The sequence below is a fragment of the Pseudarthrobacter sulfonivorans genome, assembly GCF_014712225.1.
Lineage (GTDB): Bacteria > Actinomycetota > Actinomycetes > Actinomycetales > Micrococcaceae > Arthrobacter > Arthrobacter sulfonivorans.
In genome coordinates this window covers 22,878-46,213 of sequence record NZ_JACXBW010000016.1, presented here as the reverse complement: position 1 = coordinate 46,213, position 23,336 = coordinate 22,878, and the positions used below count along the sequence as shown (strand labels likewise).

General features: G+C 66.3%; 21 protein-coding genes. 10 read left to right on the top strand and 11 right to left on the bottom strand.

The genetic code is table 11. The annotated features are described in order from the left end of the window. Positions 1 to 88 precede the first annotated feature (88 nt). Complete coding sequence (locus tag IAQ70_RS18115) at positions 89 to 1,624, top strand: HNH endonuclease signature motif containing protein (RefSeq protein ID WP_190990825.1); 1,536 nt, start codon at positions 89 to 91, stop codon at positions 1,622 to 1,624. Positions 1,625 to 1,627: 3 nt separating this feature from the next. On the opposite strand, the gene IAQ70_RS18110 is transcribed toward IAQ70_RS18115, so the two are convergent. After that, entirely contained in the window at positions 1,628 to 2,458 is an 831-nt protein-coding gene (locus IAQ70_RS18110) for a matrixin family metalloprotease (RefSeq protein ID WP_223860302.1), read from the bottom strand. 209 nt (positions 2,459 to 2,667) lie between these two features. Then, positions 2,668 to 3,030 carry a DUF427 domain-containing protein gene (locus IAQ70_RS18105; RefSeq protein ID WP_190990821.1) on the bottom strand — a complete coding sequence of 121 codons (363 nt, stop codon included), beginning with the start codon at positions 3,028 to 3,030 and terminating at the stop codon, positions 2,668 to 2,670. 265 nt (positions 3,031 to 3,295) lie between these two features. Between IAQ70_RS18105 and IAQ70_RS18100 the strand changes: the two genes are divergently transcribed. Both IAQ70_RS18100 and IAQ70_RS18095 read left to right on the top strand, forming a co-directional pair. Next, on the top strand, positions 3,296 to 4,342 hold the full coding sequence (locus tag IAQ70_RS18100) for a metallophosphoesterase (protein WP_190990819.1): 1,047 nt from the start codon (positions 3,296 to 3,298) through the stop codon (positions 4,340 to 4,342). Between the two features lie 110 nt (positions 4,343 to 4,452). Continuing rightward, positions 4,453 to 5,487, top strand: coding sequence for an LLM class flavin-dependent oxidoreductase (locus tag IAQ70_RS18095; protein WP_190990817.1), 1,035 nt, complete (start codon positions 4,453 to 4,455; stop codon positions 5,485 to 5,487). A gap of 111 nt (positions 5,488 to 5,598) precedes the next feature. Here IAQ70_RS18095 and IAQ70_RS18090 read toward each other — a convergent pair whose 3' ends face one another. Beyond that, positions 5,599 to 6,522: an AraC family transcriptional regulator gene (locus IAQ70_RS18090; RefSeq protein WP_190990815.1), complete on the bottom strand. Its 924-nt coding sequence runs from the start codon at positions 6,520 to 6,522 to the stop codon at positions 5,599 to 5,601. 273 nt (positions 6,523 to 6,795) lie between these two features. On the opposite strand from IAQ70_RS18090, the gene IAQ70_RS18085 reads away from it, so the two are divergent. The 6 genes from IAQ70_RS18085 to IAQ70_RS18060 all read left to right on the top strand — a co-directional run bounded on the left by IAQ70_RS18085 (position 6,796) and on the right by IAQ70_RS18060 (position 13,085). Next, a complete protein-coding gene (locus IAQ70_RS18085; RefSeq protein ID WP_190990813.1) occupies positions 6,796 to 8,142 on the top strand; it encodes an ABC transporter substrate-binding protein in 1,347 nt (448 codons plus the stop codon). A 26-nt stretch (positions 8,143 to 8,168) separates the two neighbouring features. Next, complete coding sequence (locus IAQ70_RS18080) at positions 8,169 to 9,137, top strand: carbohydrate ABC transporter permease (protein ID WP_190990811.1); 969 nt, start codon at positions 8,169 to 8,171, stop codon at positions 9,135 to 9,137. After that, a complete protein-coding gene (locus IAQ70_RS18075) occupies positions 9,134 to 10,051 on the top strand; it encodes a carbohydrate ABC transporter permease (RefSeq protein ID WP_190990809.1) in 918 nt (305 codons plus the stop codon). Before IAQ70_RS18080 ends, IAQ70_RS18075 begins: the two co-directional genes overlap by 4 nt. Positions 10,052 to 10,091: 40 nt before the next feature. After that, complete coding sequence (locus tag IAQ70_RS18070) at positions 10,092 to 11,150, top strand: NAD(P)-dependent alcohol dehydrogenase (RefSeq protein WP_190990807.1); 1,059 nt, start codon at positions 10,092 to 10,094, stop codon at positions 11,148 to 11,150. A 2-nt stretch (positions 11,151 to 11,152) separates the two neighbouring features. Further along, on the top strand, positions 11,153 to 12,109 hold the full coding sequence (locus IAQ70_RS18065) for a PfkB family carbohydrate kinase (protein ID WP_190990805.1): 957 nt from the start codon (positions 11,153 to 11,155) through the stop codon (positions 12,107 to 12,109). 205 nt (positions 12,110 to 12,314) lie between these two features. After that, positions 12,315 to 13,085: an oxygenase MpaB family protein gene (locus IAQ70_RS18060; RefSeq protein WP_190990803.1), complete on the top strand. Its 771-nt coding sequence runs from the start codon at positions 12,315 to 12,317 to the stop codon at positions 13,083 to 13,085. 63 nt (positions 13,086 to 13,148) lie between these two features. Here IAQ70_RS18060 and bcp read toward each other — a convergent pair whose 3' ends face one another. The 8 genes from bcp to IAQ70_RS18020 form a co-directional block, all read right to left on the bottom strand. Continuing rightward, positions 13,149 to 13,616 carry a thioredoxin-dependent thiol peroxidase gene (bcp, locus tag IAQ70_RS18055; RefSeq protein WP_190990801.1) on the bottom strand — a complete coding sequence of 156 codons (468 nt, stop codon included), beginning with the start codon at positions 13,614 to 13,616 and terminating at the stop codon, positions 13,149 to 13,151. Between the two features lie 69 nt (positions 13,617 to 13,685). Next, complete coding sequence (locus IAQ70_RS18050) at positions 13,686 to 14,396, bottom strand: winged helix-turn-helix domain-containing protein (protein ID WP_190990799.1); 711 nt, start codon at positions 14,394 to 14,396, stop codon at positions 13,686 to 13,688. Positions 14,397 to 14,407: 11 nt separating this feature from the next. Beyond that, the gene (gene allB, locus IAQ70_RS18045) at positions 14,408 to 15,751 is read right to left on the bottom strand and encodes an allantoinase AllB (RefSeq protein WP_190990797.1); all 1,344 of its coding nucleotides are present in this window, start codon (positions 15,749 to 15,751) and stop codon (positions 14,408 to 14,410) included. Beyond that, a complete protein-coding gene (locus IAQ70_RS18040) occupies positions 15,744 to 16,952 on the bottom strand; it encodes a glycerate kinase (protein ID WP_190990795.1) in 1,209 nt (402 codons plus the stop codon). Before IAQ70_RS18040 ends, allB begins: the two co-directional genes overlap by 8 nt. Position 16,953: 1 nt before the next feature. Next, the gene (gcl, locus tag IAQ70_RS18035) at positions 16,954 to 18,744 is read right to left on the bottom strand and encodes a glyoxylate carboligase (protein WP_190990793.1); all 1,791 of its coding nucleotides are present in this window, start codon (positions 18,742 to 18,744) and stop codon (positions 16,954 to 16,956) included. A gap of 134 nt (positions 18,745 to 18,878) precedes the next feature. Next, positions 18,879 to 19,757 carry a 2-hydroxy-3-oxopropionate reductase gene (locus tag IAQ70_RS18030; RefSeq protein ID WP_190990791.1) on the bottom strand — a complete coding sequence of 293 codons (879 nt, stop codon included), beginning with the start codon at positions 19,755 to 19,757 and terminating at the stop codon, positions 18,879 to 18,881. 120 nt (positions 19,758 to 19,877) lie between these two features. Then, complete coding sequence (locus tag IAQ70_RS18025; protein ID WP_190990789.1) at positions 19,878 to 20,678, bottom strand: hydroxypyruvate isomerase family protein; 801 nt, start codon at positions 20,676 to 20,678, stop codon at positions 19,878 to 19,880. 211 nt (positions 20,679 to 20,889) lie between these two features. Beyond that, entirely contained in the window at positions 20,890 to 22,245 is a 1,356-nt protein-coding gene (locus IAQ70_RS18020) for an LssY C-terminal domain-containing protein (RefSeq protein WP_190990787.1), read from the bottom strand. A gap of 124 nt (positions 22,246 to 22,369) precedes the next feature. Between IAQ70_RS18020 and IAQ70_RS18015 the strand changes: the two genes are divergently transcribed. Continuing rightward, positions 22,370 to 23,302, top strand: coding sequence for a threonine/serine dehydratase (locus IAQ70_RS18015; RefSeq protein ID WP_190990785.1), 933 nt, complete (start codon positions 22,370 to 22,372; stop codon positions 23,300 to 23,302). Positions 23,303 to 23,336: the final 34 nt, after the last annotated feature.

The following is a 23,336-nucleotide window of genomic DNA, read 5'->3' as shown; positions in this document are numbered from 1 at the left end:
AAAGATGGACGACGGCGGGAAGTCCCGCTGTCGTCAGCTTCCGCTGCGTTCTCGCTTGATTGTCAGACCCCCTTGCCATGATGGGTGTATGGGAAAAGCGGCGGTGGCGAAGGCGTTTGAGGACATCGATGCCGCTCTTGCTGTGCTCAACGCCGAGGCGGACGGGTGTGGTTCTGAGCCGTTCTCGGTTGCTGATCCGTTGGGCGGCCTGGGTGATGGGTGCCTGGATATCCTTGCCGGGGTCCGGAGAGGGGAGGCCGGCTTCGCGGGCGTGAAGGCCCGGGCCGCGGTGACGTTCGCCAGAACGGCCGAAGCTGTCTCGTCGCCGGACGCGCCGGTGCAGGCGCAGGAGATGGCGGTGACTGCCGAGGTCGGGTGTGTCCTGGCCATCGGGCCGCGCGCAGCGGGGGCTTTGCTGAACCAGTCTCACGTGCTGACCACTGCTTTGCCGCTGACCTTGGCCGCGCTGCAGGCGGGCACCATTTCGTGGCAGCACGCCCGGGTCATGGTGGAAGAAGCCGCCACCCTGGACCGGGCCGGGGCGGCCGCGCTGGAGGCCCACTTCCTGGACCAGGACGCACCGGACGCGGCCCGGGGCTGTCCTGCCGGGGAAATGCCGGCCTCCCGGTTCCGGCACAAGGCCAGGACGTGGCGCGAACGCCACCACGCCGAGAGCATCGAGAATCGCCACGCGAAGGGTGTCCTGGACCGGCGGGTGGAGTACGCGCCGGACCGGGACGGGATGGCCTGGCTCACGGCTTACCTCCCGGGGGACGAGGCGGTAGCGATCTGGAACCGGACCACCGCGATCGCCCGGGGTTTGCAGGGCCCCGAGGAGCCCCGGACCCTCACCCAGCTCCGTGCCGACGTCCTCGCCGCCGCCCTCCTGAGCAGCGGAACCGGCGGGACAAGCGGGACCAGCGGACCTGGCGCCGAGGACGGCGACAACATGAACCCGGCACAACATCCGGGGCAGGTCCCGCCGCCGCGGGCCCAGGTCCTGGTGACGGTCCCGGTGTTTTCGCTGCTCGGCGCCACGGATGAGCCAGCGATGTTGGATGGCTACGGGCCGATCCCGGCGTCGATGGCCCGGGACCTCGTGGCGACCGGGGCCGACTCGTTCTACCGCGTCCTGGTCGATCCGCGGGACGGGGCGCCGCTGGAGATCGGCCGGACCAGTTACCGGCTGACCAAGGCGATGCGGCAGTGGCTGCGGCTGCGGGACGGCAAGTGTTCCTTCCCGGGCTGTTCCAACAACTCACTGGACAACGAAGCGGACCACCTCCTCGCCTGGCACAAGGGCGGCACCACCGGCATCAGCAACCTCGGCCAGGCCTGCCCGGCCCACCACAAGCTCAGACACGCCAGCCCCTGGACCCCCACCCCGGCCACCAAAAACGAACCACCCGGCTGGATCTCACCCTCGGGAAGGCGGTACAAGAGCGAACACCAGGACTGGGAACCACCCCACTGGCCCCACCAACTCAACCCACAGGAAGAATCGAAGGAAGGATCACCGCGCGGTCACCCGGTCGGACACCGGGTCAGTCACCCGGACTTCGTCCACACCGGGGTATCCCTGGGCGAAGACGGCCTGGAACGGTTCCTCCACGCCCTCGCCTGACGGTCACAGCCGCGGGACGCACGCCCCGGATCCCAGGAGGGCCAGCCCGGCCCGGTCGCCGGCGCCAAAGTCGAACTGCCCGCTGTTCTCTTCATGCATCAGTTGCGTAGGGTCGTCCACGTGATCCAGCCCCAGGACATGCGCCAGCTCGTGCATGATGATGGCACGGACCAGTAGCGAGCCGTCGGAACGGGCGAGGATTTCCGCGAGCCCCGGTGCGTCAAGCGTCACCTGGCCGGCGACAAAAACGTACGGTTCGCCCGGGATATGGGCATAGGCACTCCCGCCGGTTCCAGCAACCTTCCCGGCCAGGTCGGGCGATTCCTCCGGCGTGGACCACGCAATGAGCACCGGCGCCCACTGCCTGCCGTAGCGGTCAGGCTGGTATGTTGCGCGCGTTTTCGACGGCGCTTCGGCAGTGGTCCCGTCATAGACAAACTGCAGCCCGGAGGCGGCGGAGACCAAGGACACCGCCTGTTCGATAAGCCGCTCGGTTCCCTGCGGCGCATTGTCAGGGCGGACCACGTAGTGCACGGGGCGGCAGGGGTCGTAGGCAACAAAACGCTGACCGGGATCCGGTGACTGCTGCAGGACGTAAGCCGTGGATCCGCTGGACGCCGGCGGGAGTCCGAGCGGAGCGGCCGCTGCCTCAAAACCAGGTGGCGGTACTTTGGCGCCCGGCAGGTACGGCATGGCTGCGGGCAGGACGTACCGATCGAAGAGAGCCGGCGTGAAGTAGAGCCCCGCTACCAAAGCGATGCCCAGAATCGTGGCGGACCGCTTTCTCCGCCTTCCCCCGCGGATCTTTCGCTTGGCTGTCCTCCGTGCTGACATCTGTGAAACCGGGGGACCCCGCCAGGGATCAGGAGCCTGCAACTTGCCCAGTGCCTCGTCAATCGCCCACTGCGGAACGCGCCCGCTGGGCGAACGCCTAAGCCTCGGGAGACCGTCGTCGCCAGAATCCGATCCCAATAGTTCCCCCTTGTGCCGCCAAGCCATCTCCATTGATGGTCAGATCAGCATAATGCCCGACGCTGACGCCCTCAGCAAGCTCCCGGGTGCTCCGACGACGCGGACGACGCTGGCGCCTCCCGCCGTCGTCGGCTTGCTTTGTGCGACGCTATTCCTCCGATGGTTACGCCGCGCCAGAAGGCGATGCGGCCCTCGATTGGCTTCGCCTGCGTTGTGGTCTGCGGGTAGTACCAGGCGGCATCGACGTTCAGCTTCCCGTCCACTTCAAGGGTGTGGTAGCTGGCCTGGCCCTTCCACGGGCAGACGGAATACAGCTCGCTGTCCCTGAGGTAGCCGGCGTTGACGGCGTCGCGCGGGAAATAGTGGTTGCCTTCCACCACCACCGTCTCTTCAGACTCGGCAACGACTTTTCCGTTCCAAACAGCCTTGACCATGTGGTTCCTCCCCGTAAAGTGCTGCCCGGTCGATGCGGGCCCGCCGTTAGCTATGCCAACGGCGTCGGCCATGCGCTTTGTTCCCGGCTCCACCTGGCTTCGCGGGGCGCAGGCCACCACGACAGCTCCTGTTCATGGCCCGGACACCGTGTGGGCCCGCGACGTTCGTCGTCATCATGAAGTCTCTTAACGCACCCGCTCAGCGCAGCACCAGGGGATTCCCCGGCCACCTGAGCAGCCATTGACTGGACCGAGGAGTACCCCTGTGTTCGTAAGAAGCGCCGTCACCGCCTTGGTGGCACTTAGTTCCGTGACCGGACTCGCCGCCGCGCCTGCTGTTCCTTCTACCGCCAGTGTCCCCTCGAATGGCAAGGCGTTCAGCTTCGGGGTCATCGGTGACATCCCGTACGGCGCCGCTGAAATCGCCAAGTTCCCTGCACGCATCCAGGACATCAACGCCGACACCGACCTGAAGTTCGTCGCGCACGTTGGAGACATCAAGAACGGGTCATCCGTCTGTTCCGACGAATACTTCCAGCACGTCCGCACCGAGTTCGATAGCTTCGAGCACCCGCTGGTCTTCACCCCCGGCGACAACGAATGGGTGGACTGCCACCGCACCAACAACGGCGCGTACAACCCGCTCGAGCGGCTTGACAAGCTGCGCGAAGTCTTCTTCAACCAACCAGGGAAGACGCTCGGCGAGACCATGTCCGTCAAGAGCCAGGAACGCCTGGGCCTTCCCGAGAACGTCCGCTTCACGCAGAACCGCGTGGCATTCTCCGTGGTGAACGTCCAGGGCAGCAACAACTCCCTGCAGCCGTGGACCGGCCTAGGCGAGACGGCTGCCACACCAAGGCAGTTGGCCGAGGTGGGGCACCGAACGGCGGCCGACCTGGAGCAGATCCGCGCCACCTTCAGCGACGCCGCCCGCCGCAACGACCGTGCCGTGGTCCTGATGACGCAAGCTGACATGTTCGATCCGACGCTGCTCGACGCCGCCCAGGCCAACCCGGAAACAGTCTCCGGGTTCCGCGAAATTGTCCAGGCCGTCATCGACGAGACCAACCGCTTCGACGGCCCGGTCTACCTCATCAACGGTGACAGCCATGTCTACGCCGAAAACCGGCCGCTCGCCGCCGGCTCACCTTGGTTGGCCGTCTATGGTCAGGACGCCGCCGCGGACCAGTTGCAGCGCATCACCGTGGACGGATCGGCGAACGCCACCAACTACGTGAAGTTCAGTGTCGCTCCGAACAGCTCAAAGGACGGCGAGGTCCTGACCTGGGAGAAGGTCCCGTTCAGCGGGTAATCGCTGCGGTGAAGCGGACGACGGCGACGCCTCCCGCCGTCGTCCGCTTGCCTTGGGAATGAATCCCCTGCCCTGGGAATGAATCCCCGAACTTGAATGTTCAAGCAATTATGGACTTTGGCATCTTTACTTTCGGCGAACTAACCCGCAGCGACACCGGCAGCGCCCTCTCACCGCATCAGCGGCTGAAGGAGCTGATTGAGCTTGCGAAGCTGGCGGACCAGGCAGGCCTCGGCTTCCTCGGCCTGGGGGAGCACCACCGGCACGACTTCGCCCTCTCGGCTCCGGAAATTGTGCTGGCGGCCATCGCCCGGGAAACCACCAATCTCCGGCTCAGCACGGCGGTGACCGTGCTGTCCACGCAGGACCCCGTGCGGCTCTTCGAACAGTTCGCCACCCTGGACCTCATCTCCGACGGCCGTGCCGAGATCATCGCCGGCCGCGGCGCCTTCATCGAGTCCTACCCGCTGTTCGGCCACGACACCGCCGACTACGACGGACTGTTCGACGAGAAGCTGCGCATGCTCCTCGAACTCCGCGACAACGCCGTCCTGAACTGGAAGGGAAGCCTCACCCAAAGCATTCCCGGCATGGACATCGCGCCCCGGCCCCTGCAGGAAAAGCTGCCCGTATGGGTGGGTGTGGGCGGTACCCCGGCCAGCTTCGCCCGGGCCGGCAGGCTCGGACTCCCGCTGTCCATAGCCCTGCTCTCCGGCCCGGAGCGCTTCCGCCGCCTGGCCGAGCTGTACCGGCAGAGCGCCGACGAAGCAGGCCACGACGCCGCAGCCCTGCCGGTCGGGGTGGGCGGCCACTTCTACGCTGCCGCCACATCCCAGCAGGCGCGCGACACCTTCTACCCCCACTACCGGGCATACTTCGAGCAGAACATGCCACGCAACGTGGACCATTTCCCTCGCTCCACGTTCGAAGACTGGAGCGATCCGGGCGGCGGACTGCTGGTGGGAAGCCCGCAGCAAATCATCGAAAAACTCCTCCAAATCCACCAGACCCTGGGCAACAGCCGCTACATGGCGCAGATCGGCCTCGGCGGCCTGCCGTTCGCGGAAACCGCCCGCTCCATCGAGCTGCTCGCCACCGAAATCATGCCCGCCGTCAATCGGGAGCTGGGCGCCGGAGCGGTATAACTGCAACTGCAACTGCAACTGCAACTGCAACTGCTGCAACGGACGACGGCGGGAGGCCCGCCGTCGTCGACCTCACCTGCACTGCCCGCGGGGGTCCGACGGCGGCCCCGGTCAGTCCTGCGTCCGTTGCCGGTACTGCCGCGGCGTTTCGCCGGCGTCGTTCAGAAAGTGCCTGTTGAAGTTGGACAAGTTGGAGAACCCGACTTCATAGCAAATGTCCGCGATGGCTTTGTCGCTGTGCTCCAGCAGGCGCCGGGCATGGGCGAGCCGAAGCTTGCGGACCAGGTCGCTGAAATTCTGCCCGGTGGCACGTTTGAAGTATTTCGAAAATGTCGGTTCGGGCATGCCCACCAGGGCGGCCGCCTCGGACATCTTCACACTGCCGGCATGGTTGCTGAAGACATACTCAAGGACGATATCCACCACGGCCGCGGCCTGGCCATCCAGCTGGGGCCTGAACCATTCTTCCGCCAGGTAGCGCCGCTCCTCCTGCGGTGCACGCGAAAGCACCGCGAACAGTTCCAGGAGGTGGTGCAGCCGCGCCAGCCCGGTGGACACCCCCATGGCTTCGATGGCCGCCGCCGCGGCCTCGGCCGTACGCCCCAGGAACTCGATCCCGCGCGCGGACTGTTCCAGCAGGGGCTTGACCTCGGCCAGTTCCGGAACAAGTTCCGCGGTCTGCTCCACCCACTTTCCATCGAACTGGATCAGGGCATCCCTGCCCTCAATGACCTCGCCGGGCTCCAGGTCGCTGACCCAGTCGTGGGGCAGTCCTGATCCCACCAGGGACACGTGCCCGGCCTCGAAGGTGCCGATGTGGTCTCCCACGATGAACTTGCCGGTGCCCTTCCGGATCAGGTGGATCTCGTACTCGGGGTGGTAGTTCCAGCGGGCTGCCGCTGTGGGGTAGTCATGCTCGTGCCACCGGACCGAATGGTCCGGGTCGGGCGGGATGACTTCCCTGTTGGCGCGCATTCCCAGCAGCCTCTCGGCCAGCCTGGCTGTTGCTCCGTCGGTGGGAACTGCCGTGCTCATGCTCGTACTCCAGGCATCCGCGGTTATGAAAAATGGACAGCACCGTGGGGCGCCTTCCCACAGTAGCGCCTGCCGCCCGCCGTCCGGTAGGGAAAATTTGTATCAGAAATGAGCATGCACGGCGCTAGTTGTGCCCTACCCCACACACCTACAGTTGAGGAAGACCAGCCCGGCACATCGAAACCCCGATGACCGGCCCCTGCAGCCCGGTACGTCGATAAAGCAGTCGACGCGAGCAGGCTGTGCACCCCCCTTAGAACAAAGGAGTCCTTAATGCGCCCAAAAATGCGTGCTGCAACCCTCGCCGCCGGCGCTTTGTGCGTCGCACTGAGTGCCACGGCCTGTGCAGGTGCCGGCGGCGGTAATTCAGCCGGAGACCCGAAAAGCATCAATGTCCTGATGGTGAACAACCCCCAGATGGAGGACCTTCAGCGGCTCACCGCTGATAACTTCACCAAGGAGACCGGCATCCGGGTCAACTACACCATCCTTCCGGAGAACGACGTCCGGGCGAAGATCAGCCAGGAGTTCTCCAGCCAGGCCGGCCAGTACGACGTCGCCTCGCTGTCCAACTACGAGATCCCGTTCTACTCCGCCAACGGCTGGCTCGCACCGCTGGACAATGTGGCCAGCGACGCGAAGTTTGACCAAAAAGATATCCTGCCCGCCTACACCGCTTCCCTCACCGGCGCGGACGGCAAGCTGTACGGCGAACCGTTTTACGGCGAATCGTCCTTCCTCATGTACCGGAAAGACATCCTGGACTCGAAGGGCCTGACCATGCCGTCGAAGCCCACCTGGGATGAGGTCGCGGACATCGCTGCCAAGGTGGACGGGGCGGCTCCGGGGATGAAGGGCATCTGCCTGCGCGGCCAGCCGGGCTGGGGCCAGGTCTTCGCCCCGCTGACTACCGTGGTGAACACCTTCGGCGGCACCTGGTTCGACAAGGACTGGAACGCACAGGTCAACAGCCCCGAATTCACCGCAGCTGTGGAGTTCTACACCAAGCTGGTCCGCGAGCACGGCGAAGCAGGCGCCGCGCAGGCAGGCTTCACCGAGTGCCTGAACAACCTGAGCCAGAGCAAAGTGGCCATGTGGTACGACGCCACCTCGGCCGCAGGCGCCCTGGAAGCTGACTCGTCACCGGTGAAGGGGAAGATCGGCTACGCCCAGGCGCCGGTCAAGGAAACCAAGTCCTCCGGCTGGCTGTGGACCTGGTCCTGGGCGATGCAGGCGGCATCAAAGAAGCAGGATGCCGCCGGGAAATTCATCTCCTGGGCCAGCTCGAAGGAGTACGAGGCACTCGTGGCCTCAAAGCTCGGCTGGGCGAAGGTCCCCTCCGGCAAGCGCATCTCCACCTATGAGAATGCGGAATTCCAGAAGGCGGCGCCGTTCTTCGAGGCCGAACGCTTCGCCATTGAGAACGCTGACCCGAAAAACCCCGGCGCGCAGCCACGTCCCGCCGTCGGCATCCAGTTTGTCGGCATTCCCGAGTTCGCGGCCCTGGGCACCAACGTCTCCCAGGGTGTGAGCTCGGCCATCGCTGGCCAGGGCTCCGTGGCGGATGCGCTGGCCAAGGGCCAGGAAGCCGCCCAAAAAATCGGCAATAAGTACAAGTAGCAACAACCGAACCGCAGGAGGACATCATGACTACCGCAACGGCGCGCATCTCCCGCCCGGGACACCACGCAGCCAAACCAACACGAAACGCCCGGTCGCGCGAACGCGCCCTGGCCTGGGCCCGGCGCGCACCGCTGCTTCCGGCCCTGATCTTCCTTATTGTTGTCACCCAGCTTCCGTTCGTGGTGACACTGATCATCTCGTTCCTGAACTGGAACAGCCTGAGCCCTGACAAGACCGCCTTCGCCGGCCTCGAGAACTACGCAACGGTCCTCACGGACCCGGATCTGCGGCAGGCGATCTTCACCACCATCCTCCTCACCGTCTCCGTGGTCCTGATTAGCCTGCTCGTCGGCCTGGGTTTGGCCCTGCTGCTGGACAAGAAGTTCATCGGCCGCGGACTGGCCCGGACCCTGCTGATCGCACCGTTCCTGGTGGTGCCCGTGGCTGCCGCCCTCATCTGGAAGCATGCCCTCCTCAACCCCACCTATGGGCTGATCAACGGCATCCTGACCTGGGTGTGGTCACTCTTCGGCAGCGCCACGGCGCCCCAGCTGGACCTGCTGTCCCAGGCGCCGATGATGGCCGTCATCGTGTCCTTGGTCTGGCAGTGGACCCCCTTCATGATGCTCATCCTGCTCGCGGGCCTGCAGTCACGTCCCATGGACACCGTCGAAGCAGCGCAGATGGACGGCGCCACACCCTGGGCCATCTTCCGGCACCTCACGCTGCCGCACCTGCGCCAGTACCTGGAGCTCGGCGGCCTCCTCGGAGCGATCTACATCGTGCAGAACTTCGACGCCGTCTTCACCCTCACTGCGGGCGGACTGGGCACAGCCAACCTGCCCTACGCCATTTACCAGACGTTCTACTTCGCCAACGAATACGGCCTGGCCTCCGCAGCCGGCGTCGTGGTGGTCATCGGCACCATCATCGTGGCCACCTTCGCCCTCCGCACCGTCTTTTCGCTCTTCAAGAAAGAGGCAGCACGATGAGCACGCTCACCCCGGCCGCACCCCGCAATACGTCCGCTGGCCCCACCGCCTTGAACACCGGCACCCGCAAACGCGGCAAGTCCCGCATGGATCCCACCCGCAACAACACCGCCGCCGGCCTGGCAGCATGGCTACTGGCACTGCTTTTCGTCGCGCCGGTCCTGTGGATGATCCTGACGTCCTTCCACTCCGAAACCGACGCCGCCACCAACCCGCCGTCCATCGCCGCGAACCTCACCCTTGACGCGTACCGGGAGTTCTTCGGGCAAACGTCCGGCGTCAGCCCCTGGCCGTCGCTGATCAACTCCGCCACCGCGTCGATCCTGTCCACGGTCCTTGTCCTGGTCCTCGCGATCCCGGCGGCCTACGCGCTGTCCATCCGGCCCGTGAAGAAGTGGACGGACGTGATGTTCTTCTTCCTCTCCACCAAGATGATGCCGGTGGTGGCGGCGATCCTGCCGCTCTACCTCTTCGCGAGGACCGTCGGCGCCCTGGACAACATCTGGTTCCTGATCCTGATGTACACGTCCATGAACCTGCCCATCGCCGTCTGGATGATGCGGTCCTTCCTCGCCGAAGTGCCGGAGGAAATGCTCGAAGCCGCCCAGATTGACGGCGCAGGCCTGCTGCTGACGCTCCGCAAGATCATCGCCCCCGTGGCCATGCCCGGAATCGCCGCAACCGCCCTGATCTGCTTCATCTTCAGCTGGAACGAACTGCTCCTGGCCCGGGTCCTCACCGGGGTGGTGGCAGGAACCGCACCCGTCTTCCTCACCGGCTTCGTCTCCGGCCAGGGCCTCTTCCTCGCGAAGGTCTGCGCCGCCGCCGTCGTCATCTCCCTGCCGGTGCTGTTCGCCGGGTTCGCCGCCCAGGACAAGCTTGTCCAGGGTCTCTCCCTCGGCGCCGTGAAATAGCTGGCACCCCGACTTTCGAATTCGTAGAAGGAGTACTCCCATGACCACCTCGACCACCCATGCCCCCGCTGCCAGCCCCGAGCTCCCCGCCACCATGCGCGCCAACATCCTCAAGAGCCAGGGGGACATGGCCATGGAAACCCTGCCCCTCCCGCAGCTCGACGCCGACCAGGTCCTGGTGCAGGTCGCGGCCGTCGGCGTCTGCGGCAGCGACGTGCACTACTACGAGCACGGCCGGATCGGCCCCTACGTGGTGGACCACCCGCTGATCCTCGGCCACGAACTCTCCGGCCGGATCGCCGCCGTCGGAAGCGCCGTGGACCCCGCCCGCATCGGCAACCGGGTCGCCGTCGAACCCCAGCGCCCCTGCCGCAAGTGCAAGCAGTGCAAAGCCGGGCGCTACAACCTCTGCCCGGACATCGAGTTCTACGCCACCCCGCCGATCGACGGCGCCTTCGCCGAGTACGTGACCATCCAGTCTGACTTCGCCTACGACATCCCGGACAGCGTCAGCGACGAGGCGGCCGCCCTCATCGAGCCGCTCTCCGTGGGTCTTTGGGCCTGTGAGCGCGCCGAAATCAAGCCCGGCAGCCGGGTCCTGATCGCCGGCGCCGGGCCCATCGGCATCATCGCGGCCCAGGCCGCCCGGGCCTTCGGTGCCACGGAAATCTACATCACGGACATCGCCGAAGACCGGCTGGACTTCGCCCTCCAGCACGGGGCAACGCACGCCCTGAACGCGAAAACGGACAGTGTGGAAGGGCTCGACGTCGATGCGTTCATCGACGCGTCCGGCGCCCCGCAGGCCGTCCGTTCCGGGATTAAAGCCGTGGGGCCTGCGGGCCGTGTGATCCTGGTGGGGCTCGGGGCGGACGATGTGGAACTCCCCGTGTCGTTCATCCAGAACCGGGAGATCTGGCTGTCCGGCGTCTTCCGGTACACCAACACCTGGCCGCTGGCCATCCAGCTGATCGCCGACGGCAAGGTGGACCTCGACATCCTGGTGACCGGCCGGTTTGCGCTCGCCGAGTCTGAGGAGGCCCTGAAAGCGGGCAAGCAGGCCGGCCAGCTCAAGGCCGTTGTGTACCCGGGCCGTTGACCATGATCACCGTTATCGGCGAATCGCTGGTGGACATCATCAGCGGCCCGCACCGGGAGGCGCCTCCCCATGGGACTTCCACGCAGGCGCACCCGGGCGGGAGTCCCCTGAACGTGGCGGTGGGGACGGCCCGGCTGGGCCTGGCGACCACGCTCGTGACGCACTACGCCGACGACCCTTACGGCGATTTGATCGAAGGCCACCTCAACGCCAATGGCGTCGCGGCGATCAGGGGTGGCAGCGCACCGACGTCGACGGCGACAGCCACGCTCAGTCCCGACGGCGCCGCCACGTACGCGTTCAACATCAGCTGGGACATCAACGGGGCAGCCCTTCCCGCCCTTGACGCCGTGCAGCGTTCCCGCCATGTCCACACGGGCTCCATCGCGGCCGCGGTTGCTCCCGGAGACCAGGCCACGCTTGCGCTCCTGGCAGCAGCGGGGGAGCACGCGAGCATCAGCTACGATCCGAATTGCCGTCCCGGGATCAGCCCGGATGTGGCTGCGGCACGCGGGCAGGCGGAACGCTTTGTCGCCGCCAGCGACATCGTCAAAGCCAGCGATGAGGACCTGGCCTGGCTCTACCCGGACCGGACGCCGGAGCAGTCACTTTCAGCATGGCTGGAACTCGGGCCGGCAGTGGTGGCCATGACGCGCGGCGCCGCCGGTCCGGTCATCCTGTCCCGCCACGGCAGGGTCGAGATGGCGGCCGAAGCCATTACTGTGGCAGACACCGTAGGCGCCGGGGACTCTTTCATGGCCGCGCTCATCGCCGGCCTGGACCAACTCAAAGCACTTGGCGCTGCTGGCCGGCCACGGCTGCATGCCCTGATGGTAGATGATCTGCGGTCGCTCGCCGCCTACGCCAACCGCGCCGCAGCCATCACCTGCTCCCGGCCGGGGGCCAACCCGCCGGACTCGACGGAGCTCGGTACGTTGTCGGTACCGCTGCAGGCCTGACGGGATTACGTCGGCCCGGTGGTTGAGCCTGTCGAAACCCGGCTTCGACAGGCTCAACCACCGGGCGGGTGCAAGCTCAACCACCGATCTTCGCGCTCAAGCACCGGGCGGGTGCAAGCTCAACCACCGATGTTGGGCGCTCAGCGATGGATGAGTTGGGGGCCGGTCTCTGTACCGGCCGCAGGGATTCTCGGTATGGTGGGGCATGGAGCGCAACATGGCTGACATCGGAGCGGAAGGCGTTCTGCTCGCGGGGGCCGGCCGCGCCATTTTGCTGCAGATCGCGAATCCGGCGGTGGGCCACGGTGTGGCCGAGCACAGCGATTTTGTTGCCCGGCCGTTTGACCGGTTCCGGGCCACCCTCACGTACGTTTACGCGGTGAGGTACGGCACCGATGCCCAGGTCGCCGCCGTGCGCCGCAGCGTGAACAAGGCGCACGGCCCGGTACGCCGGAAGCCCGGCGCCGGCTCGCACGGCTACAGCGCTTTCGACGCCGAGTCACAGCTCTGGGTGGTGGCCACCCTCTACGACACAGCGGTGACTATCTACGACAAAATCTACGGCCCGCTGGATGACGAGAACGCCGAGCTCATGTACCAGGACTATGCAAGGATGGGCACCGTCCTGCAGTTGCCAGCGGACCTGTGGCCGGCCGACCGTGCAGCCTTCAGGACGTATTGGTACGCACGGATGCAGTCGCTTGAGCTGGACGACGTCGCCGTCCGCGTAGGCCGCGATCTGCTCTACCCGCCAACCGGCCCGCTCTGGCTCCGGCTGAGCATGCCATTGATCCGGTTCATCACCGCTGGCCTCTTGCCCGATCATCTTCGGTGCGGGTACGGGCTGCCCTGGAGTGAGTGTCACGGCCGCCTTTTCGACCTCACCACCCGCTGGTCCGCGCTGGTCTATCCGCGGCTGCCACGGCATGTCCGGCACTTCGCCAAAAACTACTGCCTCGGCCGGCTCGCTGCGTAACTACGACGCCCGGCGGTTACGTGTGCCCAGCTGATAGACACCCAACCGCTAGGTGCCCAGCCGTCAAACGCCCAGCTCCGCCTTGAGCGCTGCGACGTGGCCCTGGGCCTGGATCTGGTACTGGGTGAGCGTGACCTTGCCTTCGGCGTCGAGCACCACGGTGGAACGGACCAGGCCTTCCACCACTTCGCCGTTCAGTATCTTTTCGCCCCAGGCGCCGTAGGCCTGCGCCACGGCGTGGTCCTCGTCGGAGAGCAGCGGGAACGTCAGGGCGAAATCGTCCGCAAAGGCGGCCAACCTCTCGGGGGCGTCGGGGGAGATGCCCAGGACTTCGTAGCCGGAGGACTGGAGGCTGGCGAGGTTGTCGCGGAAGTCGCAGGCCTCAGTGGTGCAGCCGGGGGTGGCGGCTTTTGGGTAGAAGTACACAACGACGTTGCGTCCGCGGTAATCGGATAGGGAGACCTTGTGGCCGTCGGCGTTCAGCAGTGCGAAATCGGGGGCCTGGGTTCCGGCGAGGAGTTTCTGGGTCATGTAGCGATCCTTGACTTTTTTCTTGGGGGGAGGGGACACCGGCCGTTGCCGGCAATGAAGAAAGGGGGCCTAGATGCAGTATTCGGCTGGCCCGCGGACAGTACTGCCCGGTCCGGGCACGAACTGGTACCCGCCCCCACGCACCGTCGCGATGGCGTGGCGGGCCGAGCCCAGCTTGCGCCGGATGCGGCCAACGTAGACGTCGATAGAGCGGAATGCCGCGCCGGGGCAGTCCAGGGACTCCAAAAAGCCCTGCAGTTCTTCACGCTGAATCGGGCGGGACAGATTCTCCACGAGGTACCGCAGGAGGCTGTATTCCATGCCGGTGAAGCTCACCGGGACACCGTCCAGCAGTACAGCGTCCTGGGCCAGATCCACCGCCACGGTGCTCCGCCGCCCGGCCAGGGAAACTGGCAGGCCGGCGGCGTCTGCACCTCCCCCGTCTGCACCTCCGGCGTCTGATTCTGCGGCGTCTGAAAATTCGACGGCGATTGAACGTTCGACAGCGCTTGAACTTTCGACGCCGGACGTTCCGTTTTCGGCGTCGGGCCACACCCGGACTTCGGCTTTGGGAGCAAGCTGGCGGGCGCGTGCCAGGACTGCCTGGGCAGCCTGTGCCCAGACCGCCGGGTCGATGTCCTGGCCGTCACAAGGCTGCAGCCAGACCGCCAAGCCGCGCGGCTGAAGGCCTGGTTGTAAACCTTGCTGAAGGCCTGGACCCGCGCCCGGACGTGAGCCCGCGCGCGGCCGCAGGTATGGAGCATGGACGTTGACGGCCATCGCCCTATGCCTCAGACGCCGCCGCGGCGGATCAGCTTGCCGCTGGGCGTGCGGCCGTCGATCTCTTTGCCGCGCAGGTAGGTTTTGCGGACGACGCCGGAGAGTGCCTTGCCGTCGTAGGGCGTGATGGGGTTCTTGTGCTTGAGCTTGGAAACGTCCACCACAAACGCCTCATCCGGAGCGAAGATGGCGAAGTCCGCGTCGTAGCCGAGCGCCAGCTGGCCCTTGTTGTGCAGGCGGGCCAGGGCGGCGGGCTTCTCAGCCATCCAGGAAACCACCTGTTCCAGGGTGATGCCGCGGTGCCGTGCTTCGGTCCAGATCACGGAGAGCCCCAACTGCAGGGAGGAGACGCCGCCCCAGGCCACGGCGAAGTCGCCGTTTTCCAGGTCCTTCAGGTCCAGGGTGGAGGGGGAGTGGTCCGAGACGATGCAATCGATGGTGCCGTCCTGCAGGCCCTTCCACAGCAGCTCACGGTTGGAGGCTTCGCGGATGGGCGGGCAGCACTTGTAAGCCGTGGCGCCGTCCGGAATCTCCTCGGCCGTGAGCGTGAGGTAGTGCGGGCAGGTCTCCACGGTGAGGCGGACGCCGTCGCGCTTTGCACTCGCGATCATGGGCAGCGCGTCGGAGGAGGAGAGGTGCAGGATGTGGGCGCGCGCGCCGGTCCAGCGGGCGCGCTCGATAACCTCGGCGATGGCCTTGTTCTCGGCTCCGCGCGGGCGGGAAGCCAGGAACGTTTCGTAGTGGTCGCCGCCCGGGTGCGGGGCTCGGTCGATGGCGTGGGAGTCCTCGGCGTGGACGATCATGAGGGAATCGAAGGACTTGAGCTCGGCCATGTCCTCCTCCATCTCGTCCGCTTCCAGGTGGGGGAACTCGTCCACCCCGGAGTGCAGGAGGAAGCACTTGAAGCCGAAGACGCCTTCGTCATGCAGGCCGCGGAGTTCCTGTTTGTTGCCAGGGATGGCGCCGCCCCAGAACCCGACGTCCACGAAGGCCTGGTCTTCCGCCACCTCCCGCTTTAGCTTGAGGCCTTCCACGGTGGTGGTGGGAGGGACGGAGTTCAGCGGCATGTCGATGATGGTGGTGACACCGCCGGCGGCGGCCGCCCGGGTGGCGGAGGCGAAGCCCTCCCACTCGGTCCGGCCGGGTTCGTTGACGTGGACATGGGTGTCCACCAGGCCGGGGAGGAGGGTCTCGTCGTCGGCCAGCTCGATCAGTTCTGCGCCGGCAAGGCCGTTGCCGAGGGGTTCTATGGCCACGATCCTGCCGCCGCGCACGCCCACTTCACGGGCTGCGATGCCGGCCGTGGTGAGGACACGCTGGCCCCGGATCACCAGGTCAAAGCGTTCTTCAGACATTCAGGGGCTCCTTTGTGCCGATGCCATCTGCCGGGACCGGGTTGGCCAGTTCCTTGCAAATGTTCTTTCCTAATTCTTCAAGCAGGGACCCTGCTTGAGCTATACAAATATCTACCTGGGGTTCAAGGTCTGTCAGCGGGTAGACCTGCCGGAAACCGGAATCCTGCTGCTGTTCCGTGGTCAGTGTAGTGCGGCCGCAGACAGCCACCACCGGAACACCGGCCGCGGCCGCCGCCCGGGCAACGCCCACGGGTGTCTTGCCGAGCAGGCTTTGTTCGTCCAGGCTGCCCTCGCCGGTGATCACCAGGTCCGCACCTGCCAGGCGGCGGACCAGTTCCGTGAATTCAAGCACGACGTCGATGCCCGGCCGCCGCGTCGCGGCCAGCACGGCGATGGCCGCGTAGCCCACGCCCCCGGCTGCCCCGGCTCCCGGAGCCTCTGCCGCACGGTGTGCGCGGAATCCGATTTCCCTGGCCAGGACTTCGACAAACCTGGCCAGGGCGGCGTCGAGGGTATCGACGTCCTGTGGTGTGGCGCCCTTTTGCGGGCCGAAAACCGCCGCGGCGCCCTCGGGGCCCAGCAGGGGATTGTCGACGTCGGACGCCAGCACAAAGCGTGTGTCCACCAGGCGTGGTTCAAAGTGGGTGAAGTCGATGCTGTGGAGATTGGCCAGTGCCGCTCCTCCGGCGGGCAGTTCGTTGTTCCCGGCGTCGAGGAACCTGGCACCAAGACCCTGCAGGAGCCCGGCGCCGCCGTCGGTATTGGCGCTGCCGCCCACGCCCAGGATGATCCGGCGGCAGCCGGCGTCCAGTGCAGCGCGGATCAGCTCGCCGGTGCCCAGGCTCGTGGCCGTGGTTGCACTGGCGGAATCAGGCTGACCGCCGCCGAGCACCTGCGGGAGGAGGGCCAGGCCCGAGGCCGCCGCCATCTCGATGACCGCCTCGTGGCCCCGGACGGCAAAGTCCGCCTCGATCGGTTGGCCGGTGGGGCCGCTGACCGTGGCGCTTAGGCGGGTGAAACCGGAGCCGACGGCGGCATCGAGGGTGCCCTCGCCGCCGTCGGCTACGGGGATCCGGAGGATGTCCAAATTGCTGATTCTTGCCTCGGCGGCGGCCGTCTGCAGGCCCTTTTCCAGGTGCCTGCAGACGTCCGGTGCCGACAGCGATCCCTTGAACTTGTCCGGCGCGATCACGATCCGCATGTCAGGCCTGCATTGCCAGGATGGCGGTGGGCGCGTCGGCGGCGGTCTCGGCCAGTTCCTCGAACTCGTTCACGGCGTTGATTTCCACACCCATGGAGATGTTGGTGATCTTTTCCAGGATCACTTCCACCACCACGGGCACCTGGAATTCGCCCATCAGGGCCTTGGCCTTGCCGAACGCTGCGGCGAGGTCGTTGGGGTCCTCCACGCGCAGGGCCTTGCAGCCCAGGCCCTCGGCCACCTTGAGGTGGTCCACGCCGTAGCCCCTTGCGTTCTCGGACAGGTCCGCGCTGTTGATGTTCTCGAACGCCAGCGACACGTTCTGTTCCATGCTGAAGCCGCGCTGCGACTGCCGGATCAGGCCCAGGTAGGAGTTGTTCACCACCACGTGGATGTACGGCAGGTTGAACTGCGCGCCCACGGCCAGTTCCTCGATCATGAACTGGAAATCGTAGTCGCCGGACAGGGCAACAACGGTCTCGTCCGGCTTGCCGCGGACCACTCCGAGGGCCGCCGGGGCAGTCCAGCCCAGGGGACCGGCCTGGCCGGCGTTGATCCACTTGCGCGGGCCGAAGACGTGCAGCATCTGCGCGCCCGCAATCTGGGAGAGCCCGATGGTGGACACGTACGTGGTGTCCTTGCCGAACGACTTGTTCATCTCCTCGTACACACGCTGCGGCTTGATGGGGATGTTCTGGAAGTGTGTCTTGCGGTGCAGGCTGGCCTTGCGGTCCTGGCATTCGGCCACCCAGGCGGAGTAGTCCGGCAGGGACCCTGCCGCTTTACGATCACGGGCGAGGTCAATCAGCCCGGCCAGCGCCGCACCGGCGTCGGACGCGATGCCCAAATCCGGTGAGAACACGCGGCCGATCTGCGTCGGCTCGATGTCAACGTGCACGAACTTCCGGCCGGCCGTGTAGGTGTCCAGACCGCCGGTGTGGCGGTTGGCCCAGCGGTTGCCGATGCCGATCACAAAGTCGCTGCGCAGGTAGTTCTCGTTGCCATACCTGTGGGAGGTCTGCAGGCCCACCATGCCGGCCATCAGGCGGTGGTCATCGGCGATGGAGCCCCAGCCCATCAGCGTGGGGATGACGGGAACGTTCAGGATCTCGGCCAACTCCACCAGCTGCTCGGAGGCGCCGGCGTTGATGATGCCGCCGCCGGCCACGATCAGCGGGCGCTCGCCGGCGGTCAGCATGTCCAGTGCCTTTTCCAGCTGCTTGCGGCTGGCCTTGGGCTTCTCGACGGGCAGCGGCTCGTAGGTGTCGATGTCAAATTCGATCTCGGCCATCTGCACATCGATGGGCAGGTCCAGCAGCACCGGGCCCGGCCGGCCGGAGCGCATCAGCTGGAAGGCCTTCTGGAAAGCGCCCGGTACCTGGCCGGGTTCCCGGACGGTCATGGCCATCTTGGTGACGGGCTTGGCGATGGACTCGATGTCCACGGCCTGGAAGTCTTCCTTGTGCAGCTTGGCCACGGGGGCCTGGCCGGTGATGCAGAGCATCGGGATGGAATCGGCCCAGGCCGCGTAGAGGCCGGTGATCATGTCGGTGCCGGCGGGGCCGGACGTGCCGATGCAGATGCCGATGTTGCCGTCCTTGGCGCGGGAGTATCCGTCAGCCATGTGGCTGGCGCCTTCGACGTGGCGGGCCAGCGTGTGGCGGATTCCGCCGTGGGCCCGCATGGCGGAATAGAAGGGGTTGATTGCCGCGCCTGGCAGGCCGAACGCCTCGATGGCGCCTTCCTTTTCCAGGATGGCAACGGCAGCGTCAACGGTGCGCATCTTGCTCATGGTGTGCTCCTTGAATTTGCCCCTTGGGGGCGAGAATTTGGGTGTTTTTGGGTGTACCGGGGGAGCCGCCGTCGTTTAAGTACGACGGCGGGTGCCCTGGTTCGTTGTTTGCTTGTGCCCTGTGGGCGGCTGGGTTACTCGCGGCCGCTGAGCTGCAGGACCTGCTTGAAGAGTCCTGAGTGGTCCAGGCCGCCGTCCCCCTGGTTGACGGTTGCGGCGACGAGCTGTGCGACGACGGCGCCGAGGGGGATGGCGACGTTGGCTTCGCGGGCTGCAGAAGTGACGATGCCGAGGTCCTTGTGGTGGAGGGCCAGGCGGAAGCCGGGGTCGAAGTTGCGGTCGAGCATCTTCTGGCCCTTCTGGTCCAGGACCTTGGAGCCGGCCAGGCCGCCGCCCAAGACCTTGAGGGCGGCGTCGGTGTCCACGCCGTAGGCCTCGAGGAAGGCGATGGCCTCGCCAAGGACCTCGATGTTGACGGCCACGATCAGCTGGTTGGCTGCCTTGACGGTCTGGCCGGAGCCGGACGGGCCGACGTGGACGATGGTCTTGCCGACGGCGTTCAGGACATCCTGTGCTGACTCGAAGTCGCCTTTTTCGCCGCCGACCATGATGGACAGGGCGGCGTCGATGGCGCCCTGCTCACCGCCGGAAACCGGGGCGTCCAGTGGCCGGATCCCGGCTTCGCGGGCATCGTCGGAGAGGCGCTTGGCGACATCCGGGCGGATGCTGGAGGCGTCGATCCAGAGGATGCCTTTCTTGGCGTTGGCGAAGACGCCCTCCTTGCCGCTGACGACACCCTCGACATCGGGGGAGTCCGGCACCATGGTGATGACGACGTCGGCCTCTTTAACGGCGTCGGCGATGCTCATGGCACCCTTGCCGCCTTCGGAGACGAGCTTGTCGATCTTGTCCTGGCTGCGGTTGAAGCCGGTGACGGTGTGGCCGGCCTTGACGAGGTTGATGGCCATGGGCAGGCCCATGATTCCGAGTCCGATGACTGCAACGTTGCTCATGATGGTTCGCTTTCTGAAGTCTGTGGGGTGATCGAGGAAGCCGGACCCAACTAGGTAGCAGTAGGTGTCGTTATGAGGGCTCAAAACGACATCTGCTGCTACTTAGTTGGGTGGGTGGGGTTAGCGGGAAGCGCGCTGGCGGATGGCCCAGGCGAAGGCAGTTTCCTGCGGTTCCTTGTATTCGAGGCCGATGTAGCCCTCGTAGCCGAGTTCGCGGCTGCGGGCGATCCATTCGCCGAGGGGAAGCTCACCGGTTCCGGGAGCCCCGCGGCCGGGGTTGTCGGCAATCTGGATGTGGCCGAAGTCCTTGGCGTGGTTTTCGATGACGGCGGCGACGTCGTCCCCGTTGACTGCCAGGTGGTAGAAGTCCGCGAGGAGCTTGACGTTGTCGACGCCGGATTCAGCCTTGACGCGGGCGATGACCTTGAGTGCGTCTTCAGCTGTGAGGAGCGGGTACCTGGGTGCGCCGCTGACCGGTTCCAGGAGGACGGTGCCGCCGATGCGGGCGACGCCGGCAGCTGCCGCGGCGAGGTTTTCTGCACCGATAGCGTCCTGCTTCTCGGCCGATTCGCCCTCGATCCGGTTGCCGTAGAGGGCGTTGAACGCTTTGCAGCCTAGCCGCTCGCCGATGCCGGCAACGACGTCGATGTTGTCCCGGAATTCGGTGGAGCGTGCGGGCCAGGAAACCAGGCCGCGGTCACCGCCTGGCATGTTGCCGGCGTTGAAGTTCAGGCCGGTGAGCTGGACGCCGGCGTCCTTGATGGCGTTCTCGAACCCGGTGACCTGGGCGTCGGTGGGGACGGAAGTTTCAAAAGGCCACCAGAACTCGACGGCGTCAAAACCGGCAGCCTTCGCGGCTGCGGGTCGCTCGAGCAGGGGAAGCTCCGTAAGGAGGATGGAGCAGTTCACTGTGTACGTCATCGTAGGTCCTTCCGAGGAGGGGCTTGTTCTAATCCCGGTGCTTCTTGGCGTCTTCACCATTTCCGCTTGGTGGAATTTAGATTCTGCTTTATGAAAAGTCTAGGGAAGGTAGGGGTCGGAGTCAAGGGCGGATTGGTTCGACAAAGGGATACCTGAGTGACAAGCGGGCATCAGTCGCCGAAATCACTGGCGGGCCTTTAGCTTCCGCAGTTCAGAATGGGGCGCGGCCGCCGGGACGCGTCGAATCCCGTTTGGGTTCCTTGCGGTCCCGCCGTGCATAAATACGGGCCCTTTCGCTGGAGAGCGCGAGGATCAGCAGGATGTCCAGGGTGAGGCCCGGCAGGTTTGCCTCCAGTGTTGCCAGCGAGCCGCCGTTCACGACATCGATCGCCTGGGTGGCGATGGCTGCCGTGCTCAGGGCCATGGCGGTGACGCGGGCGCGGTTGCTGCCCAGGAAGACGAGCCAGGCCAGCAGGAGTTCGCCCAGGGCAACGAGACTCACGAAGCCCAATCCTGCGTAGAGGACAACCTCGGATTGGACCGCCGTGAGGTTTGATCCGTCGTCGGACTGGATGCTGAGGCCCTGCAGCAGATCGTCCGGGGACAGGAAGCCGGACACCACTGCGACAATGGCCGCCACGGCCCGCGCCCCGGCGAGAAGTGCCCCGACGATGGTGGGCGCCGGCCGCTTGTTCCGGCTGTCGCTGGGCGGATGCTGGGCCACCTGCGGCGGCACGGTGATCGCTCCCAGGTCCACGATGGGAAGGTCGCCGTCGGTGGTGATGGTATCGCCTCCGCCGTTGCGGGTGTGGTAGCCGGTGGAGAAGTCACGGAGCATCTCCACCTTCGCCAGGGGCTCAGTCTTGACGATGCTTGAAACGATGTGGTCGCGTTCGGTATCGGTGTTCTCGTCGATCTTGTGGGTGATCTGCAGGGTGAAGAGGGAGAAGCCGACGCTGCGGTCATAGGTCCCGGCCGCCAGCCACTCCACCGCGTGCCCGCCCGGAAGCAGCCAGCCGGGATAGCAGCGCCAGAACCGGACGTGGTGGCGCTTGCCCGGATTCCCGTCCACCTCCTGCTGGTAGGCGAAGTCCTGCTGGCGCCCGAACAGCATGAGCGGGCTGACCGGCGCCTCGTCGTAGCTGCGGCGCAGGATGGTGGATGTCACGATCCGCCAACTGCTGGCTAGCGTCACGTCGTCGGAGATGGTCCACCCCGCCCGGTGCATGACGGAGTGGATCTGGGCTTCGGAGCCGCGCAGGGCAACATTGACGGGATCGCCGAGCAACCCGTCGCTGGTCCGGGCCCGGCCGATGAAATAGTCCGGGACGTACAGGCGGGTCAGGATGCTGTGCAGCCGGGGCAGCACCAGGTATGCGAGAAGGGCCCAGAAGACAACGGCGAACCAGATCTGCGCCCAGCCCCACTCGAAGCTGACCCGCAGAAGCAGGTAGGACAGCCACGCGGCCGAGACGCCGCCGACCAGGAAAAACAAACGGTCCCAGACCGTATCCAGCACAGCACGGGAAACGCCGATTCCAGGGGCCTTCAGCGCAGCTATCGGCATGGGGGACATCCTACTGGAGGAGGGGATGCCCGGACATGAGTTCCATGGCTGGCTGCCCGGCGGCTGTCCAGGCGGGCGATAGCCTGAAGGTTCGATCCAGCCCCACCGAAACGAGGATTTCCGAGTGATCACACGCGCCGACGTCGACGAAGCCGCTGCCCGCATCGACGGGAGGGTCCGCGTCACGCCCGTGCTGAAGGCCGATGCCGGCGTGCTCCCCGGCGAGGTGTGGCTCAAGTGTGAGTTCATGCAGCACACCGGCACCTTCAAGGCCCGGGGCGCGTTTAACCGGGTCCTGGCCTGCCGGGAACGCGGCGAGCTGAAGGACGACGTGGGCATCGTGGTGGCCTCCGGCGGCAACGCCGGCCTCGCCAACGCCTACGCCGCCACGGAAGTCGGCGTCCCTGCCACCGTCTTCGTGCCCGAGACCGCCCCCGCCGTGAAGGTCAGGAAGCTCGTGGCCATCGGCGCCCACGTGGTCCAGCACGGTGCCGAATATTCCGAGGCCTACGACGCCGCGATGGCGTACGCCGCCGAGACGGGCGCCGTCTACTGCCATGCCTACGACCAGCCCGAGATCGCCGCCGGCGCGGGCACGATCGGAACCGAACTGCTGGCACAGTTGGGCGACGTGGACACGGTGGTGGTGGCCGTGGGCGGCGGCGGGCTCATGGCGGGGGTCGCGGCCGCCGTCGAGGGCCATGCCAAGGTGGTGGGCGTCGAGTCCGAGACCACGCCCACCCTGCATGCCGCGCTCGCGGCGGGGACTCCCGTGGACGTGGCCGTCTCCGGGGTCGCCGCCGATTCCCTGGGCGCACGCCAGATCGGCCGGATCGGCTTCGAGGTGGCCGTCCGTACCGGCGTGCGGGCTGTGCTGGTCTCCGACGCGGACATCGTGGCCGCCCGCTCCCTGCTGTGGGAGCAGTACCGGATCGTCGTGGAGCACGGCGCGGCTGCGGCTTTCGCCGCCCTGCACTCCGGCGCCTATGTCCCGGCGGCCGGGGAACGCGTGGCCGTGATTCTCTGCGGCGCCAACACGGACCCCGCCACGGTCTGACCTGCGGGGCGCAGCGAAGAGCCAGGGGTGTGGG